The organism is Spirosoma aerophilum (assembly GCF_054782495.1).
This window is the reverse complement of sequence record NZ_BAAGSJ010000009.1, coordinates 643,162-661,707: the sequence shown is the minus strand read 5'-3', so window position 1 is coordinate 661,707 and position 18,546 is coordinate 643,162. Positions and strand designations below refer to the sequence as shown.

Genomic DNA, 18,546 nt, shown 5'->3' with positions numbered 1-18,546 from the left:
ATCATACATTATACATATATGAATTTATCTGCATTGACGGCCATATCGCCTGTTGACGGCCGCTATCGGTCGCAGGTTGACGCGCTGGCTCCCTATTTTTCCGAACTTGGTCTGATTCATTACCGGGTTCGCATCGAAATTGAGTATTTCATTGCGCTTTGCGAATGGCAGGTGCCGCAACTGGCCAGTGTCGATGCGTCGCAGTTTCCGGCGCTTCGGGCGCTTTACGAGAATTTTACGGAAGCTGACGCCCTGCGCATTAAGGAAATCGAAAAAACGACCAACCACGACGTTAAAGCGGTTGAGTATTTTATAAAAGAAAAGCTGGAAGGGTCGCCGGTGGAGCCGTTTCTGGAGTTTGTTCACTTCGGCCTGACCTCGCAGGATATTAATAATACGGCTATTCCTCTGTTGTTAAGCGATGCGCTCACCACTGAGATTGTGCCGCTTTACCGGGATGCGTTCATGCGTTTGCAGGTGCTGGCTGAGCAGTGGAAAGATGTATCCATGCTGGCCCGCACACACGGTCAACCCGCATCGCCAACGCGATTAGGGAAAGAACTGCTGGTGTTCGTAGAACGCATAGAAAAGCAGCTTCATCTGCTGGAGACCATCCCAACGGCAGCTAAGTTTGGCGGAGCGACTGGTAACTTTAACGCCCATGCCGTAGCGTATCCTGGCACAAACTGGAAAGAGTTCGGGGATAAGTTCGTCGAAAGCCTGGGTATGGTTCGGAGTCAGTTTACGACCCAAATTGAGCATTATGACATGCTGGCGGCTACGCTCGATGCGTTCAAACGCCTGAACACGATCCTGATCGACCTCGACCGCGACGTTTGGGCTTACGTGTCCATGAACTACTTCAAGCAGAAGCTGAAAGAAGGCGAGGTGGGTTCGTCGGCTATGCCCCACAAAGTGAACCCCATTGATTTCGAAAATTCGGAAGGTAATCTGGGTATTGCCAACGCCCTGTTCGAGCATCTGTCGGCTAAACTGCCTATCTCCCGTCTGCAACGTGATCTGACCGATTCGACCGTGTTGAGGAGTATTGGTGTTCCTTTTGCCCATTCAGTTATTGCGCTAAAGTCGCTGCTGAAAGGGCTTGGCAAACTTGAACTGAATCCGGCTGCCATTGCCGCTGATCTGGAAGACAACTGGGCCGTAGTCGCTGAAGGTATCCAAACCGTTCTTCGGCGCGAAGGATATCCCAAGCCTTATGAAGCTCTGAAAGCGCTCACGCGTACCAATCAGAAGATCACTGAGCAGGGCATACAGGAATTTATTAACGAATTGAACGTGTCGGAGTCAGTGAAAACAGAGTTGCGGGCTATTACGCCGTTTAGTTATACAGGCTTGTAAATTCTGTAACGCCGACCGTCCCGGTTGGGTGTCTGGTTGTTTTCTTACACACCTGACCAGGACGGTCGGCGCTACGTTACCCTTTCGACAGCTCCGTCGACCGGGTTTGGGCGGCTTTGATGCCTGCTACCAGCGTATCGGCCAGGCCACCACTTTCAAATTCGCGCAGGGCCGCTTCGGTCGTACCGCCCTTAGAGGCTACGGCTTTGATGAGTTCGTCCAGCGATTTGTCGGCAGTGTTAATGAGGTGATAGGCCCCGAGCATGGTTTGTTTGACCAGCAAGGCCGCCACGGCATCATCGAATCCCATCTGTTTGCCGGCGTCGATCATCGCTTTTACGACATAGTAAAAATAGGCGGGGCCGCTGCCACTAAGTGCCGTGACAGCATCGAGCATGGATTCATCTTCCAGAAAAATGGAACGGCCGGTCGCGTTGATCAGATTTTCGACCCGGCGCAAACTGGCTAAATCGACCTCTTTTGCAGCTGTAAAACCGGTTATACCCATGCCGAGCATTGCGGGCGTGTTTGGCATAGCCCGGACCACCAGCGGATGCCCAAGTTTTTCCTGAATCTGTGCCATCGGAATACCGGCCATGATGGACAGCACGATCTGATTCGGCTGGATGGCCTCCCGGAGCGCTTCGTGAACGCTGTTGAAATCCTGTGGTTTCACCGACAGAATGATAAGGTCGGTTTCGCCAACATGGGGGCCAATCGTATCGACGACAATCCCTGCTTTCTCGCTCTTGAGAGCCTCTGAGCGTTCAGCACTTTTTTCAATTAACAGCAGGTTATCTTTCTTTACCAGATCATACTGAATGAATGATTTGGCAAAAGCCATTCCCATATTACCGCAGCCAACAATAGCGATTTTCATTTTTTCAAAGAGTGAATTAGTGAATAAATCATAGTTGATGAAGGGTAATTGAGGCCAGAGGCCAAAAAAAAGGTCAGGTTCGTAAACCTGACCCTGCAAAACTAACGACTTGCGGCTAACTCATTGGCCACCTTTTAGAATTTCTTCCAATTTCTGTTCCAGAGCCGGACCGCGCAAATTCTTGGCAATGATCTTTCCATCCTTGTCGAGCAGGAACGTGGCTGGAATGGCCTGCACACCATATTGCTGAGCAGCAGCCGATTGCCAGAATTTAAGGTCTGAAACGTGGGTCCAGGTTAGGTTGTCGTTGCGAATGGCTTTGGTCCAATTGGCCTTAGCCTGATCGAGCGAAACGCTGTAAATGGCGAATCCCTTGTCTTTAAATTTGTTGTACATCCGAACCACATTTGGGTTCTCGGCCCGGCAGGGACCGCACCAGGATGCCCAGAAGTCGATCAGCACGTATTTGCCGCGTAGGGACGACAGCGGAACGGGCGTGCCCGTCGTGTCATTCAACGTTATTTCGGGAGCCGGAGCACCAACTGATACCCCTTTGATACGGGCCACCCGGCCAATCAATGATTTGGCATGCGGGCTGTTGGGCTTTTCTTCCTCGAAACGTTGGGCCAGCTCGTCGTACGTAGCAAAGTCAGAGTCGATATTGATGAAGTTAAGCGCGAATAACGACACTAACGACGTTCCCATTTCGGGTAACATAGCCTTCACCTTGCTGACAACGTCCTGTTCGGCAACCTGATAATCCTGTTCAATTTGCGCAATACGCTTGTTATCCTTTTTCTCGGTTGCTGCGGCTACCTGTTTGTTCCAGCTAGCGACTTTGGCTTCCATATCGGTGCGCAGCACATTGAGCTTGTTGTAGTACTCCATGTTTTTGGAGCCGGTCACAGTGGCCTTCCCGGTCTGACCCGTCTTGGCATCCATAACGAAGCCGTCGGCCAGCACATTCAGGGTTTCGCCCCCTTCAACCAGCAAGGCCATTTTCTGGCCACCGCCTACGTTCAGAACGAATATTTCGCCCCCCTCGGCCACCTTTCCATTCATAGTGAAGGTGTTGCCCGCCATCACTTTCGTGGAGTCGATCTTGCGCGTCGGCTGGGAGTTGGTTTCCAGATAAACGTAGCTTCCCGGTGTTGCCTTGTTCACTTTCCCCGTTACCGTAAACGGCTTGGTTGTCTGGGCATTGGCTGTCAGGCCCAGGGCTACCAAACTGGCTATACTGAATAATAAATTTTTCATGCTTTATGTAATGTCTTTGCTAGTAACTCATTCACCAATTTGGGGTCGGCTGAACCTTTGGATTTTTTCATCACCTCACCAACAAATAAACCCAACAGGTTTTTCTTGCCTTTCCGGTATTGTTCAACTTTGTCGGGCCAGGCAGCCAGCACCTCTTCTACCAACGTTTGTAAGGCGTCGGTATTGCGATTCTGTACCAGACCATTTGCTTTCGCCAGATCTTCCGGCGACGTGTTCGGCTGCTCAATCATCAGACTAAACACTTGCTGAGCAGCCGTTTGGCTAACCGTACCGTTATCAATCAGGTTGATGAGCGAGGCCAGCCGCTCTGCCGAAACGGGAAACTGGCGATCGCGCAGGGCTTTTTCGTTGAGCTGCCCTTTCACGGGTCCCATGATCCAGTTCGAAACGGCTTTATAATTCGTCGTTTGCCCACAAACGGCTTCATAATATTCAGCCAGCTCCTTGGCGTCGGTCAGCAGGGCCGCATCGTAATCGGGCAGGCCATAGACCGTCGTGAATTTCTCATATAAAGCGGCTGGCAGCACGGGCATATTCGCCTGAATGTCGGCAAGCCACTCGTCCGAAATAACCACCGGCGTCAGGTCCGGGTCGGGGAAGTAACGATAGTCATTCATCGTTTCTTTCTCCCGCATGCCGTAGCTAAGCCCGGTGGCGGCATCGAACGTACGCGTTTCCTGCGTGATCCGTCCGTTTGTTTCGGTCAGTTCAACTTGCCGCAGAAACTCGCTTTCGACGGCCCGCATCACGTTTCGAATCGAATTCAGGTTTTTGACTTCAACTTTCGTGCCCAGATGCGTAGCTCCCTTCGGCCGGATAGAAACGTTTACATCGCACCGAAGCGAACCTTCTTCCATATTACCGTCGCAAATGTCGAGGTACCGAACCAGGCGCCGAACTTCGGTTAAGTACTGCCCCGCTTCCTCGGCCGTCCGAATACAGGGGTCGGTTACCATTTCGATCAGGGGCGTGCCCGCACGGTTGTAATCAAGCTGCGTGGCCCAGTCGTCGCCATCGTGAATGGATTTACCGGCATCTTCTTCGAGGTGGATGTGGTGAATCTGGATGGTTGTCTGGTAAGGTTCGCCCGTGATTGGGTCTTTTACTGTAACCGGAATACCCCCGCCAACGCAAATCGGGCCTTTGTCCTGCGATAATTGGTATCCTTTTGGCAGGTCGGGGTAGAAATAATTTTTTCGGGCAAAAACGTTGTGACGGGTAATAGTACTTCCGCAGGCCAATCCCATGCGTATGGCATAGTCAACGGCTTTGCGATTTAGTTTGGGTAACGTACCGGGATGCCCCAGTGTGATGACGCTGATATTGGTATTGGGTTCTGCACCGAATGCGTTGGCATCGGATGCAAATATCTTGCTCTGCGTGAGTAACTGACAGTGTACTTCTAACCCAATAACTGCTTCGTATTGAGACAGAACCTCCGGCGAAATAAGCTCCTGGTCCACCATTGACAAAAACTAAATGATTTTAGGCAAAGATAGGCAGAAATAAAACAGGGGGATAGCTGCCTCATGGCTTTAACAAAACCATGAGTTGAACAGATCAATAAGCAGGCCAAAATGCAACCGTTCCGGAAGAGGTAAATCTATAGGACGTTTAGTCGGTATTTTACATACGTTCGGGCCAGAAGAGCGAATTTTTGCGGGTTGGGTACCCGAACCCTTTCGCTCTGGATACGTGTGGCCGATAGCTGCTTGATCTTGTTAAATAAGGTCTGATAGTAGATATAGGCCAGATAAACGCCCATCTTAGCGCCCTTGGGCAGATTCATAATACCAATATACGCTTCGTCGAAATCGTTCTGAATGTCGGCTTCGATAAGTTGTTTGGCATCGCCCCCGAAATCATTGAAATCCACACCGGGGAAGTACGTACGGCCCCGATCAACGAAATCGCTTTTCAGGTCGCGCAGAAAGTTTACCTTCTGAAAGGCCGCTCCCAGCTTGCAGGCCGATGCCCGAAGCCGGTCGAACTCCGCCAGATTGCCTTCGCAGAAAACCCGCAAACACATAAGACCCACTACTTCGGCAGAGCCATAAATATATTTGTTATAGCCATCGGCATCGTAATCCTGACAGTAGAGATCCATTTCCATACTTTTCAGAAAGGCCTCGATCAACTCATGCTCGATCTTATACTCGCGAACAACCAGTTGGAACGACTGCAATACCGGGTTGAGGCTGATGCCTTCTTCAATAGCCTGGTAAGTGTCATGTTTGAAGCGTTCCAGCAGCGTTTTTTTGTCGAAATCATGAAACGTGTCCACGATTTCATCCGCATACCGAACAAATCCGTAGATGGCATAAATAGGCAGATGGAATTTACGATCAAGCGTTTTGATGCCTAATGTAAACGACGTACTGTAATTCTCAGTAATGATTTTACTGCATTCCAGTGCGGTTTTATTGAACAGAGCCATCATAGAGTTTAGAAGGGTAGGTATAAGTAAGCGTGTAGATGTAAAATTAAGCAAATTCTTTCGCTACCTCGTCGGCCACGACTAAGCCCGAAATCAGGGACGGCGGAACACCCGGGCCCGGCACGGTCAATTGACCGGTGTAGAATAAATTGTTTACCCGTTTATTCTTAAGGGACGGTTTGAGCAGCGCTGTCTGTAAAAGCGTATTGGCTAATCCATAGGCATTTCCACGATACGCGTTGTAATCCTGTTTGAAATCGCTGTGCGCGTAACTCCGTTTAAAGACCAGATAATTACGAATATCCTCACCCACATACGCTTCGAGCCGGTCCATGATCATGTCGAAGTAACGCTCACGGGTGGCGTCATCATCGGTCAGATCGGGGGCTACGGGAATGAGTAAAAACAAATTTTCGCATCCTTCCGGGGCCACGCTCGGGTCTGTTTTTGACGGTGCCGACGCGTAAAACAGTGGTTTAGTGGGCCAACGGGGCGTTTCGTAAATTTCCTGCGCATGAAGTTTGAAATCTTCATCGAAGAACAGATTATGATGCTGCAATCGGGGAATACGCTTGCTGACACCCAAATAGAATAGCAGTGACGACGGTGCCATCACCCTGCTTTTCCAGTAGGCTTCATCATAATTCTGGTGCTCTGCCGATACCAGACTGGAGTCGATATGATGATAGTCGGCACCCCCCACAATCACATCTGCCTCAAAAATACCGTTGTTCGTTACCACGCGATGCGCCTTCTTTTTTAGTACATCGATTTGTTGAACAGTTTGGTTCAGTAAAATTTTAACCCCTTTTTCCTCGGCCAGGCTAACCATGGCTTTGACAATCTCGTGCATGCCGCCCATCGGATACCAGGTGCCCAGCGCCATTTCGGCATAGTTCATCAGGCTGTACATGGCGGGTGTGTTGGCGGGTGTGGCACCCAGGAACAAGACGGGAAACTCTATAATTTCGAGCAGGCGCGGGTTTTTGAAAAATTTACGGGCATGAACGGCAAACGATTTGAATACATCCAGACGAGTTACATCATAGAGTAATTTCAAACTCATGAATTCAGTGACGGACCGGCTGGGCTTCCAAACAAATTTGTTCATGCCTACCTCGTACTTATAAGCGGCCTGCTTCAGAAACTCACGAAGCATGGGACCGCTGCCCGGCTCTATTTTTTCAAATAATGTTTCGAGGTTATCCAGCCCGGCGGGGAGATCTACGGCTTCTTCGTTGCTAAAAACGACGGTATAGGATGGGTCGAGACGAACAAGGTTGTAATAATCTGAGGTTTTTTTTCCGAAGCGGGCAAAGTAGGTGTCAAACACATCAGGCATCCAGTACCAGCTGGGTCCCATGTCGAACGTAAACCCTTTTTCGTTAAAGACGCGGGCTCGCCCACCGGGCATACTATTTTTTTCGAGGAGGGTAACATCATAACCTTTATCGGCAAGGCTTGTGGCGGCAGAAAGCCCGGCAAAACCGGCTCCAATAACAAGAACTCGTTTAGGCATTGGTGGGTACAGTTGGGTAAGAGACAGGAAAAGTAATTGATGAAGAAATTTGTTTTGCCTAAACTATCTAAAATTTCTAATCATCCCTGTTTTTTATCGTTCCCTATAGGCTCCGTTTATCGTCTTTCGGAGATACAATTACAGACAATCCCCTTCTTTTCTTTGAGGGCAGGTTTTCCTGTTTTGTTTCAAATCGAACGCCCTTAAATGGGGCGTTTGTGTTGTAGTTTGTTGATTATGAAAATGTTAAAACAAAAAAAAGTTGGGTAGAAACTACCCAACTTTTCGAACCTTCCTCTTTTTTAACCAAAAACTACTCAATCAATAAACCTTAGACGAAAGACTTTACAAAAGTCTCGCTTAGGCATTGAAATATGCGTAAACTTTTAGTTGACCTTTCAATTCCTTTCTGGCAATGTGAATGCGGTTCTTCACCGTTCCAATGGGGATATTAAGCTTTGCAGCAATTTCGTGGTATTTAAAGCCCCGGAAGTGCATCATGAACGGCGTTTTGTACGTGTCGTCCAAACCATTAACGGCCCGGTTGATGTCGTCCTGTGCAAACGATGAATACGCTATATTATCTGTGCTGCTCTCGATCGAATTAATGTAGTGCAGATTGTCTGTCGTGTCAATGAACGTGTTCTTACGCACCATACGCTGATAGTTGGTAATGAATGTGTTCTTCATGATCGTATATAACCAGGCTTTCAGATTGGTACCGTCAGTGTATTTGTCACGATTAGTAAATGCTTTCAGTAATGTGTCCTGTAACAGGTCGTTTGCATCTTCAACGTCTTTGGTTAAACGCAGAGCAAATGGACGTAACGATTTAGACACTTTGCCGATATGGTTAGTAAATTCGAGAGCGGTCATGGCTGTTTAAGTTTTTCTGTTGAATCGAATACATTATCCTCATAGACAAAAACACAACCAGTCTTTTTCCAAAGTACCCAGACTTAAAACCTGCTTAGCGTAACTTTCTGATAGATAGCAGGTTATGTAAGGTTAAATTTAAATTAGGATCTGTATACGTTAGTTGCCAACTGTGTGGAGTGTGGAATATTTCCCCCATTATGTGGATTCCACACTGTGGATTTTGTTTAACAATTATACATTTTTATTAAACAAAAAGTTCGAGACTAATAGCCTCGAACGTAGGATGTCTGTAGAAATAAAGAAAAAACGTCAGTTTCCAGTTAAATAAGCCCTTCCCGCAGCAAATCGTGGAGATGTATAAAGCCTAACACACGCTTATCTTCAGTTACGACAAGTTGTGAAACGTCCCGTTCCTGCATCAACTGAAGAGCAGCTACGGCGTATTCATCGGGGTCTACACAAACAGGGGAGGGGGTCATAACATCCTGGGCGCAGAGTTGCCAGAATGAGGTATGGTCATAGGCCATACGGCGTATATCGCCATCGGTAACGATTCCAACCAACAAACCCGACTCGTCGACAACAGCAGTTGCTCCCAATCTGTTGGCCGAAATCGTGAAGATTACTTCCCTGACGGGGGTCGTCAGAGGCACCTGCGGACATTGGTTGTGGGGAAAAATATCAGCAACTTTCAAATACAGTCGTTTGCCAAGCGACCCGCCGGGATGGTACCGGGCGAAGTCCTGTCGGGTAAATCCACGCACTTCGAGCAGGCTGACCGCCAGCGCGTCGCCAATGGCCAGCGCAACGGTTGTACTGGTCGTAGGAGCAAGGTTCAGCGGATCGGCTTCATATTCGGCGTAGGCATGGAGCACATAGTCGGCATGCTGGGCCAGATACGAGTCACGGGCGCTCACAAGCGCGATCAATCGAACGCCCGTACGCTTCAACAATGGTATGAGTACCTTAATTTCAGCCGTGTTGCCGCTTTTTGAGATCAGTAAAACTATATCGTTTGTCTGGATCATGCCCAGGTCGCCGTGAATGGCATCGGCCGCGTGCATGAACAAAGACGGTGTGCCCGTTGAGTTCAGGGTGGCTACGATCTTCTGGCCAATAAGGGCACTTTTCCCAACGCCGGTTACTACCAATCGGCCCGATGCGTTGAGTATCATATCAACCGTGGCATCGAATTGATCGTCGAGCAGATCAACGGCATTACGGATTGCTTCGGCCTCAGCTAGCAGAACCGCGCAGGCAATAGTCTTAGGATTTTTTATTACTTTCAACGTCAGTTTTGATAATCAGGAATTGTTTGCTGTGTATATTCGCTAACTTTATATAGCAAAGATACAGCAAGCATAGTGAGTAAAGTAACTTTTGTACGATTTGTAGAATGATGCAGGTTGATCAGTCGGTCCATTCAACTCTTAAAGAGCGGCTAAAAGAAATTTTCGGGTATAGCCAGTTCCGGGGCGAACAGGAAGCCATTATTTACAGCATTTTGGCGGGGCGGAATACCTTTGTTATCATGCCAACCGGCGCAGGTAAATCGCTGTGTTATCAACTACCAGCTATTGTAAGCGAGGGCACAGCGGTTGTTATATCGCCTTTGATCGCCTTAATGAAAAACCAGGTCGATCAGTTGAATGCGTTTGGCATTAATGCTCAGTTCCTTAACTCAACGCTCTCGAAAGCGGAGATGAATAAGGTTAAAAAAGATACGCTCAACAGTTCACTTAAGCTGCTATACATTGCTCCCGAATCATTAACCAAGGAAGAAAATTTGGACTTTTTGAAGAAAGCCAACATCTCTTTCGTGGCCATTGATGAAGCTCACTGTATATCGGAATGGGGGCACGATTTCAGACCGGAGTACCGCAAGATTCGGGGTATCGTCGATAACATCGGGAACTTACCCGTTATCGCGCTTACGGCCACCGCTACACCTAAAGTTCAGCAGGATATTCAGAAAAACCTGCAGATGGAGGACGCCAACCTGTATAAGACGTCTTTTAACCGAAAGAACCTTTACTACGAAATAAGGCCAAAAGTTGACGCCAAAAAACAGCTGATCAAGTACATCAAGCAGAACAAAGGCAAGTCGGGGATCATCTACTGCCTGAGTCGGAAGACGGTCGAAGAGATTGCCGAACTCCTGCGCGTAAATGATGTAAAGGCATTGCCGTACCACGCGGGTCTGGACCCCGTAACCCGCATGAACAATCAGGATGCGTTCCTGAATGAGGATGTTGATGTGATCTGTGCCACTATTGCCTTTGGTATGGGTATCGACAAGCCCGATGTTCGGTTCGTGATTCACTACGATGCGCCCAAATCGCTCGAAGGCTATTATCAGGAAACGGGCCGGGCCGGGCGCGATGGGCTGGAGGGTAACTGTCTGATGTTTTACAGCTACGACGATATCGTTAAGCTCGAAAAATTCAATAAGGATAAACCCGTTACTGAGCGTGATAATGCCAAGCATCTGCTGACTGAGATGGTTTCCTACGCCAATCTGGGCGTTTGCCGTCGTCGGCAGTTACTCGGTTACTTTGGGGAGTTCATGGAGAAAGATTGCGGTTTCTGCGATAACTGCCTGAAATCGCCCGAGAAGTTCAAAGCGCAGCATGAAGTGGTACTGGCATTGCAGACGGTGCTCCAAACCGACCAGCGTTTCGATGTGGCTCACCTGGCCGATGTACTGACTGCTACGGGAAATCAGTACGTTACGAGTTACGAACACGACCGGCTTGATGTATATGGCAAAGGCCGCGAATTCAACGAAGACTGTAACTTCTGGTGCTCGGTTATCAAGCAAATTACCATTTACGGCTACCTCGAAAAAGATGTCGATAACTATGGTATCCTGAAATTAACCCAGCGGGGCCTTAACTACATCGAAGACCCGTATCCAATTACCCTAACGAAAGATCACGACTACGAACAGCAGGTAATCGACATCAAAGAGGATGAAGATAAGGATTCGACACCAGCATCGGGTGGTATAGCTTACGATGAAGAGTTGCTCGGCCTGCTGAAAGCCCTTCGGAAGCGGATCGCCAAAGAGAAAAATCTGCCACCCTACGTTATTTTCCAGGAGACATCCATGGAAGAAATGGCAACCACGTACCCCACCACGCGTGAGGAAATGGCCCAGATCAATGGGGTCGGGATGGGGAAAGTGCAGAAATTTGGCCGGCAGTTTATTGATCTGATCACTAAATACGTTGAAGATAATGATATAGAGACGGCCAAAGACGTCGTTATCAAGTCTACAGTCAATAAATCAAAAGTCAAGATTTTTATTATCCAGCAGATTGACCGTAAGGTTGACCTGGATGAAATTGCCGAGTCAAAATCCCTGACCATGGAAGACCTGATGGAGGAGATCGAGCACATCTGCTACTCAGGTACGCGGTTGAACCTCGATTATTACATCAATCAGGTCATGGATGAAGACCGACAGGACGAAATTTTTCAATATTTCATGCATGCCGAAAGCGATAATATTGCCGTAGCCATGCGCGAATTCGGGGGCGACGATTTCACCGAACAAGATCTGCGCCTGATGCGCATCAAATTCCTGTCGGAAGTAGCTAATTAAAGTTAGTAAGTTGGTAAGTCAGTAAGTTGGTAAGTGGCTGACCGCATCAGCGGACCGGCATGTGTTTCTCTGTCGTCAGCCACTTATTGACCTACTGACTTGCCGATTTATCGACCGCACGGGCGACCCCGTTACTCACTAATTTATGAATATACTAATACTAGGGTCGGGCGGGCGTGAACATGCTTTTGCCTGGAAATTGGCGCAAAGCCCGTTGTGCGATACATTATTTGTAGCACCGGGCAATGCCGGAACGGCGCAGGTGGCTACGAACTTGCCCATTAGTTACAATGATTTTCCAGCCGTTGCCAAGGCTGTTCGTGACAATAAGATTGACTTGCTCATTGTTGGTCCGGAGGAGCCCCTGGTGAAAGGGATCGTTGATTACCTGCATAAGCAACGTGGTTTGTCTAAACTTCGCATCGTTGGGCCCGATGCCAAAGGAGCCCAACTGGAAGGGAGCAAAGACTTTTCCAAGCAGTTTATGCTCCGCTACGGTATTCCTACCGCTTCTTCCAGAACATTCACGGCCGAAACGCTTCAGGAAGGCCTGACCTATCTGGAAAGCCATCCGCTGCCTATTGTGATCAAAGCCGATGGTCTGGCTGCCGGCAAAGGAGTTATCATTGCCGAAACCCTGGCCGATGCCCAATCGGCGCTGCGTGACATGCTGGACGGGCAAACCTTCGGCGAAGCCGGGAGTAAGGTCGTTGTGGAGCAATTTTTGCGTGGTATCGAATTGTCGGTCTTTGTCCTGGCCGATGGCACCAGCTACAAGATTTTGCCCGAAGCGAAAGATTATAAACGAATTGGCGATGGCGATACGGGTCCGAATACCGGTGGCATGGGGGCCGTTTCGCCAGTAGTATTTGCCAACAAAGCCTTTTTACAGAAAGTTGAAGATAAGGTTGTTAAACCGACGCTGGCTGGATTGCAGCAGGAAGGCATCTCTTACAAGGGATTCATTTTTGTGGGGTTGATGAAAGTAAATGGCGAGCCCTACGTTATTGAATACAATGCGCGTATGGGCGACCCCGAAACGGAAGTTGTACTGCCCCGGATTCAGAGTGATTTTGCCGAATTAATGCTGGCTACTGCCGAAGGTAAACTCGATAGTGTGTCGGTTCAGGTGTCTCCGCAAACGGCGGTAACGACCATGCTGGTGTCGGGCGGCTATCCCGGCAAATACGAAATCGGTAAACTGATTTCAGAGTTAGGGCGTTTAGAAGATGTAATGGCATTTCATGCCGGAACGCTCGAAAATAACGGTCACGCGTTGACCAATGGCGGACGCGTACTGGCTGTTACAGCACAGGCCAACTCGCTTGAAAACGCTGTCAGGAAGTCGCAGGAAGCGGCCCGGACAGTACAATTTGACGGAAAACAGTACCGGAAAGACATCGGGCTCGACCTGATCCGGTATTCCGACTAACTGATTGAAGGATGAGCCTGTGTAAGCACAGATGCTAACGGACAGACTCATTCGGACGTCGTAAATTATATATATACATGTCCTGCAAATCTTGTGCAACCGGCGGGTGTGGAACCCAGCGTGGCGCATCCGATGGCGAGAAAACAGCCACAAAAGGATGCGGTAGCGGAGGGTGCAGCACCGGAGGCTGCAACAAACTGAACTCTTTTGACTGGCTGAGCGATATTGCCATGCCAGGCCTGCGATACGATGTTGTAGAGGTTAAATTTAAAGGTGGCCGCAAAGAATATTACCGAAACGTGCACCAGCTTGACCTCACAACGGGCGACTATGTAGTCGTTGAGATGCAGTCGGGTTTTCATGTTGGATCGGTTTCGCTGCAAGGCGAACTGGTACGCATACAGGTGAAAAAACGCGGTGTCAAAATCACGGACGATACAAAAGTGATTCACCGTATTGCGACGCCCAAAGACCTCGAACGCCACGAACAGGCAGTCCTTCGCGATCTGCCCGCCCTGTACCGCTCCCGCGAAATTTCCCGCGAGCTAAAACTGAACATGAAATTGTCTGATGTTGAATTCCAGTCAGACAATACCAAGGCGACTTTCTATTATTCGTCTGAAGAGCGGGTTGACTTTCGTGAGCTGATCAAAATGCTGGCGGGAGAATTCAAAGCCCGCATTGAAATGCGCCAGATTAGCCTTCGGCAGGAGGCCGGTCGGCTGGGGGGCATTGGGTCCTGCGGCCGCGAACTTTGCTGCTCCACCTGGCTCACCGATTTTAAGAACATCGCTACATCGGCGGCCCGGTACCAGAACCTGTCGTTGAATCCGGCGAAGCTATCCGGTCAGTGTGGGCGTCTGAAGTGCTGCCTGAACTACGAACTGGACACCTACATGGATGCCCTTCGGGATATTCCAACGATTGAGAAACCTCTGGAAACCCAGAAGGGGCGAGCCTACCTGCAAAAGACCGATATTTTTCGGAAGCTGATGTGGTTTGGCTACGGGGCCGAGAGCACCTGGTATCCGTTGCCCATTGCCCGCGTAATGGAAATTGCTGACCTGAACAAGAAAGGTGTAATTCCCGAATCGTTCGACGTGCTGACACCCATTGGCGACAAAGAGCCCGTTACGGCCGCTGCCCTCAATAGCGACCTGCAAAAACTCGATGCCAAATACACGGCTCGTACGGCCAGCAAAAAGAAAAAGAAGAAATCCCGTGGACCGGAAGGCAACACGCCCCGACCGGCCCCCAACGGTAAAGTCTAGAATTAAACAACCCCGGAATAGTTTCGGGGTTGTTTGTTTTAAAAATCACCAGTATAAAATGGACTAAAGACGTAGTAACTGCTATCGCGTTTGGCACGCTTGGGCGCGGTTTCTATGTTCAGGCGAAACCGGGGTAATGGATCATCGGCCCGAAACCAGTCTGTATAGGGCCGTTCCTGGGTGTACAGTCGACCTACTTCCCGAACATGAATGGTCTTTACATCGGCAACGGTAGCTGGTAAATTGTTGATAGAAACCTCTACAGAATTAGCGTAATCGTCGTAAACGTTCAGGTGTTCGTCTTTTGTGCGTTCGACCAGCGCATCTTTATTGCGGAAAAACGTTGCTTCGAGCAACTGATTCATGTTGAAGGAGAACGTTTCACCCAGCGGATGTTTTGAGATGGCTGCTGCCTGCAACAGGGTAAAAAACTGTTTCCGTTTTTCGTTGAACAGAACGGGTTTGGGGCTCGTCTGAATAAAAATCTGATAGGATTTGGCTTTTGTATCGACATCAGCCATATTCTCCCATTGGTGCATGACAAACAACTCGCTGACAAACTCCGGAGCCAGTTTTGATAATGAATCAACGGGCACTTCTTCGCCATCAACGTAGACCGCTGATTCGTACTTATAGTCTTCCGGCACTATAAAATGATCACCTTTAATCTGAAGTATTATTGGTTTGCTTTGCACAACCTCCGTACCGGACTTTTCGGCGTAAAGGGCCAGATGCCGATACCAGGTACCTCTTTCTTCTAAATCAAGGACCCCGGCCCTCGTTAAGCTGGTAGCAGGCAGGCCGTTACCATCCCAATCTCCCCCTGGAATATGAATGCTTTTCCGGGTTTCGTGCTGACAGGCCAGTACAACGATCGCCATCAGGAATACCCACAGGGCATACCGCCACCAGGCAAGTGCACCCGAAGGTTGACTGTTGATCATCCCCACGCGCTGACGTAGGCTAGGGCCACTGAAACGGTTGGTGAACGAGTACATGACGGTTATAATGTTGTATAAATCAAGACAATTCGTTGGGTTGTCTGATTATTATCAATGAATTTATCTCGCGTTATGACCGAATAAATTTGGGTTAAGCTTATGTTCCTTAATTCGCTTGATGTAATAGGATGATTATTGAGCCAATAGCTTTTGTTCTCCTTGTTGCTGGTAGTCAATTGGCCCGTTTTAGCAAAGGATAGCCCTGTTTGTGTTTGGATAACCGCCTGATTGCTCACAATCTCATCGGCACTGAACCGCTTAGTTACCCAATTGTCTTTTGTTAGGGCCAGTCCTTCCGCTATCATATAATCAAGTCGATTGTCTTCCAACAGGCGTTGAACATTTTGTTCGTCGGCCAGTGCTTTAGCCATCAACGTTTTGGTTGGATAAGTACTGTTGGTTCCTAATTCGTTTACCCCCAATACACCTGGTTTGAGTATAGAAATTTGCCCGCCAAAAGACTTCATCGGTTTGTTTACTTCTACTTCTTCGGTCGTTCGTCGTCCCTGGGCATTCAGGGAAGTCATTGTCGCATCCAGACGCACAAGAAACCTATGCAACATGTCAAATTTTAACTCGTCGATGTCAAAAGTGTAGCCGTAGCCAGCTACCTCTGCTTTTAGCTGAACGATGTCCTCAAATGTTGATAATGGGGTGATTACCCAAAAGAGTGTATTATCCCGAACTTCAGTGTGTACTGATGGGTGAGTGTTAGCTGTAAGGGTAGGTATACTTTCGGTACTATTTTTTAGTATTGTTGCTAGGTTGTTGTTGGTATAAGTCTGGGTATCCATTTTCATGGATTGCTTACTGACACCAGCCAACTTCTTGTCAACCACGACCAGATCCGTTTTTTTCGCCCGGACAACCACTTCCTCAAGCGCATCGACGACAGGTTTGGCAACGTACTTGCTCAGTCCCTCTATGGGTTGCGGCCGGGCAAAGGCTGAGGCTATTGTGAGAGTGGCCAGTAGTACAACGGGATATTTTAGCCACGTAAGGGTCGAGGAGTTTGGTTGGTTGAGCATAATAATCCGGCTTTTAAGCTGCACTTCGCTGAAGTGGCTCGACAGGGGAGACTCGACCGCCGACAAACTCACTTTCAACAGATTGTACTGGTAGGTTTTGGCGTCGATGCCTTCGGCTAGCACGGCCCGGTCGGCACTGAACTCGAGAATCTGGTGGATCAAATGCCGAAAGAGATAGACGGCCGGGTTGAACCAGCACACAATGCAGATCAATTCCACCGCCAGCATGTCGATACTATGTCGTTTGCGCACATGAACACGCTCATGCCGCAGAATCTGGTCTAGTTCGTCGGCTGTGTGCTGGTTCGGGTTCAGAACTACCCAGTTAAAAAAAGAAAAAGGCGATGACACCGTCTCATTGTGTACCAGAATGAAATCATCGTAAGGCTCATGGGCCGATTGGCGAATGAGCTTTCGCAGCGACATCAGCTGAATAGTAAACCGAATCAACAGCAGCAGTGTGCCAAGGCCATAGAACAGGATAAGCCCGGTCTGCCACGACCAGACGAACCGGTTCTGTTGTTCCTGAAAAGCGTGATAGGTCCTCAGGTTGGGGAAGGTAATGGTTACTTCGGGTTGTGAAAAGGCCGGTTTATCCAGCACGCTCGGGATGATGACCTGAGCGGTGCGCTGCATGGCCGAACGAACCGGCTGTGGGCGCCAGTCGGGGAGTTCAAGCACGGGGAAAACGAGCGCACTGGCTAGCCCCAGCCATAAAACCAGTCGATTGGCACTAAAGAAAGTCTCGCGCCGGAGTAATAAATAATAGGCAATACTTACGACGGCCAGCAGGCCATTGACCAACACGACATAGCGTAACATTTCCATAGCGGTAACAAATCCTGGATAGATCCCGGCTAATTTTTTTGTAGAAACCGGACGTTAATCCGGAAGAGTACCCCTATTTTTTCTCGATCATCGCCAGAATTTCCCGCAGCTCATCGGCCGAGATCTTCTCGTTCTTTGCAAAATAGCTAACCAGATTCTTGTAGGAGTTGTCGAAGTATTCGTCCACTACTTTAGTCAGTACGAACCGATTCTGGTAGGCTTCTTTCGTGATAATCGGGTAGTACTCGTGGGTGTTGCCATAGGCTTTGTGGCCTACATAGCCCTTCTCTTCGAGGTTACGGACAATGGTCGACACGGTATTGTAATGCAGGGGTGGATTTGTAAATTGAGGAACCATATCTTTTACATAACCCTGCTCCATCTTCCAGAGCACCTGCATTACTTCTTCTTCTTTGGCGGTTAACTTTTCCATAAAGCAAAGCTAGAACTATTTCTATCGTTTGCAAACTAGCTTAGTAGTTTTTTGTCGTTTGAAAAGCCAGTTGTACCGTTGTAGCTTTGCAGATTATTTGGAGGGATTCGTATGAAAGGATTTGGCATACTGTTGTTGGTTACCATGCTGCTTGGCGGCTGCGATACCAACGCAGTCTATAAAGAATATACTGATATTGAGGACGGAAAGTGGTACATAAAAAATGCGCCCTCGTTCACGTTCGAGATTACCGACGCGTCGCAGCCTTACAATATCTATTATAACCTTCGCAACAGCCTGTCCTATGGCTACTACAATCTTTACCTGACACGTTATCTGCGCGATGCTAACGGTAAAGAAATCGAATCCCGGCTGGATGAACTGATCCTGATGGACCCTAAAACCGGTAAGCCCAATGGCGACGGCCTGGGCGACCTCTTCGATCATAAGTTTCTGATGAAGCGGAACTACCGTTTCCCCAAGCCGGGCAAATACACCATGCAGCTAAAGCAATACATGCGTCAGGACCCGCTGCTCAACATCATGAGTGTTGGCATTACGGTCGAGAAAGCCGCTCCTGCCCATTAAATTGAC

General features: G+C 48.7%; 15 protein-coding genes. 5 read left to right on the top strand and 10 right to left on the bottom strand.

What is annotated here, in order from left to right:
- Nucleotides 1–18: 18 nt before the first annotated feature.
- Entirely contained in the window at nt 19–1,359 is a 1,341-nt protein-coding gene (gene purB, locus ACYVK4_RS10430) for an adenylosuccinate lyase (RefSeq protein ID WP_461127437.1), read from the top strand.
- Nucleotides 1,360–1,435: 76 nt separating this feature from the next.
- Here purB and proC read toward each other — a convergent pair whose 3' ends face one another.
- The 7 genes from proC to ACYVK4_RS10395 all read right to left on the bottom strand — a co-directional run bounded on the left by proC (nt 1,436) and on the right by ACYVK4_RS10395 (nt 9,641).
- Nucleotides 1,436–2,239, bottom strand: a complete 804-nt coding sequence (proC, locus tag ACYVK4_RS10425; RefSeq protein ID WP_461127436.1) for a pyrroline-5-carboxylate reductase — start codon at nt 2,237–2,239, stop codon at nt 1,436–1,438.
- A 120-nt stretch (nt 2,240–2,359) separates the two neighbouring features.
- Nucleotides 2,360–3,496: a redoxin domain-containing protein gene (locus ACYVK4_RS10420; protein WP_461127435.1), complete on the bottom strand. Its 1,137-nt coding sequence runs from the start codon at nt 3,494–3,496 to the stop codon at nt 2,360–2,362.
- Entirely contained in the window at nt 3,493–4,983 is a 1,491-nt protein-coding gene (gene gatB, locus ACYVK4_RS10415; protein ID WP_461127434.1) for an Asp-tRNA(Asn)/Glu-tRNA(Gln) amidotransferase subunit GatB, read from the bottom strand. Before gatB ends, ACYVK4_RS10420 begins: the two co-directional genes overlap by 4 nt.
- 137 nt (nt 4,984–5,120) lie before the next feature.
- A complete protein-coding gene (locus tag ACYVK4_RS10410) occupies nt 5,121–5,957 on the bottom strand; it encodes a phytoene/squalene synthase family protein (RefSeq protein WP_461127433.1) in 837 nt (278 codons plus the stop codon).
- A gap of 43 nt (nt 5,958–6,000) precedes the next feature.
- Nucleotides 6,001–7,473 (bottom strand): phytoene desaturase family protein, encoded by a 1,473-nt coding sequence (locus tag ACYVK4_RS10405; protein WP_461127432.1) that lies wholly within the window; start codon nt 7,471–7,473, stop codon nt 6,001–6,003.
- 360 nt (nt 7,474–7,833) lie between these two features.
- On the bottom strand, nt 7,834–8,349 hold the full coding sequence (locus tag ACYVK4_RS10400; protein ID WP_046577103.1) for an RNA polymerase sigma factor: 516 nt from the start codon (nt 8,347–8,349) through the stop codon (nt 7,834–7,836).
- Between the two features lie 323 nt (nt 8,350–8,672).
- Entirely contained in the window at nt 8,673–9,641 is a 969-nt protein-coding gene (locus ACYVK4_RS10395) for a KpsF/GutQ family sugar-phosphate isomerase (protein WP_461127431.1), read from the bottom strand.
- Between the two features lie 107 nt (nt 9,642–9,748).
- Between ACYVK4_RS10395 and recQ the strand changes: the two genes are divergently transcribed.
- From recQ to ACYVK4_RS10380, 3 genes are all read left to right on the top strand, one after another.
- Nucleotides 9,749–11,959, top strand: a complete 2,211-nt coding sequence (recQ, locus tag ACYVK4_RS10390; RefSeq protein WP_461127430.1) for a DNA helicase RecQ — start codon at nt 9,749–9,751, stop codon at nt 11,957–11,959.
- 145 nt (nt 11,960–12,104) lie between these two features.
- Entirely contained in the window at nt 12,105–13,391 is a 1,287-nt protein-coding gene (purD, locus tag ACYVK4_RS10385) for a phosphoribosylamine--glycine ligase (RefSeq protein WP_461127429.1), read from the top strand.
- Between the two features lie 77 nt (nt 13,392–13,468).
- Nucleotides 13,469–14,662, top strand: coding sequence for a PSP1 domain-containing protein (locus tag ACYVK4_RS10380; protein WP_461127428.1), 1,194 nt, complete (start codon nt 13,469–13,471; stop codon nt 14,660–14,662).
- 38 nt (nt 14,663–14,700) lie between these two features.
- On the opposite strand, the gene ACYVK4_RS10375 is transcribed toward ACYVK4_RS10380, so the two are convergent.
- From ACYVK4_RS10375 to ACYVK4_RS10365, 3 genes are all read right to left on the bottom strand, one after another.
- Nucleotides 14,701–15,660 carry a hypothetical protein gene (locus ACYVK4_RS10375; RefSeq protein WP_461127427.1) on the bottom strand — a complete coding sequence of 320 codons (960 nt, stop codon included), beginning with the start codon at nt 15,658–15,660 and terminating at the stop codon, nt 14,701–14,703.
- Between the two features lie 5 nt (nt 15,661–15,665).
- Nucleotides 15,666–17,519 (bottom strand): M56 family metallopeptidase, encoded by a 1,854-nt coding sequence (locus tag ACYVK4_RS10370; protein WP_461127426.1) that lies wholly within the window; start codon nt 17,517–17,519, stop codon nt 15,666–15,668.
- A 73-nt stretch (nt 17,520–17,592) separates the two neighbouring features.
- Nucleotides 17,593–17,952 (bottom strand): BlaI/MecI/CopY family transcriptional regulator, encoded by a 360-nt coding sequence (locus tag ACYVK4_RS10365; RefSeq protein WP_461127425.1) that lies wholly within the window; start codon nt 17,950–17,952, stop codon nt 17,593–17,595.
- A 111-nt stretch (nt 17,953–18,063) separates the two neighbouring features.
- Between ACYVK4_RS10365 and ACYVK4_RS10360 the strand changes: the two genes are divergently transcribed.
- Nucleotides 18,064–18,540, top strand: coding sequence for a gliding motility lipoprotein GldH (locus ACYVK4_RS10360; protein ID WP_461127424.1), 477 nt, complete (start codon nt 18,064–18,066; stop codon nt 18,538–18,540).
- Nucleotides 18,541–18,546: the final 6 nt, after the last annotated feature.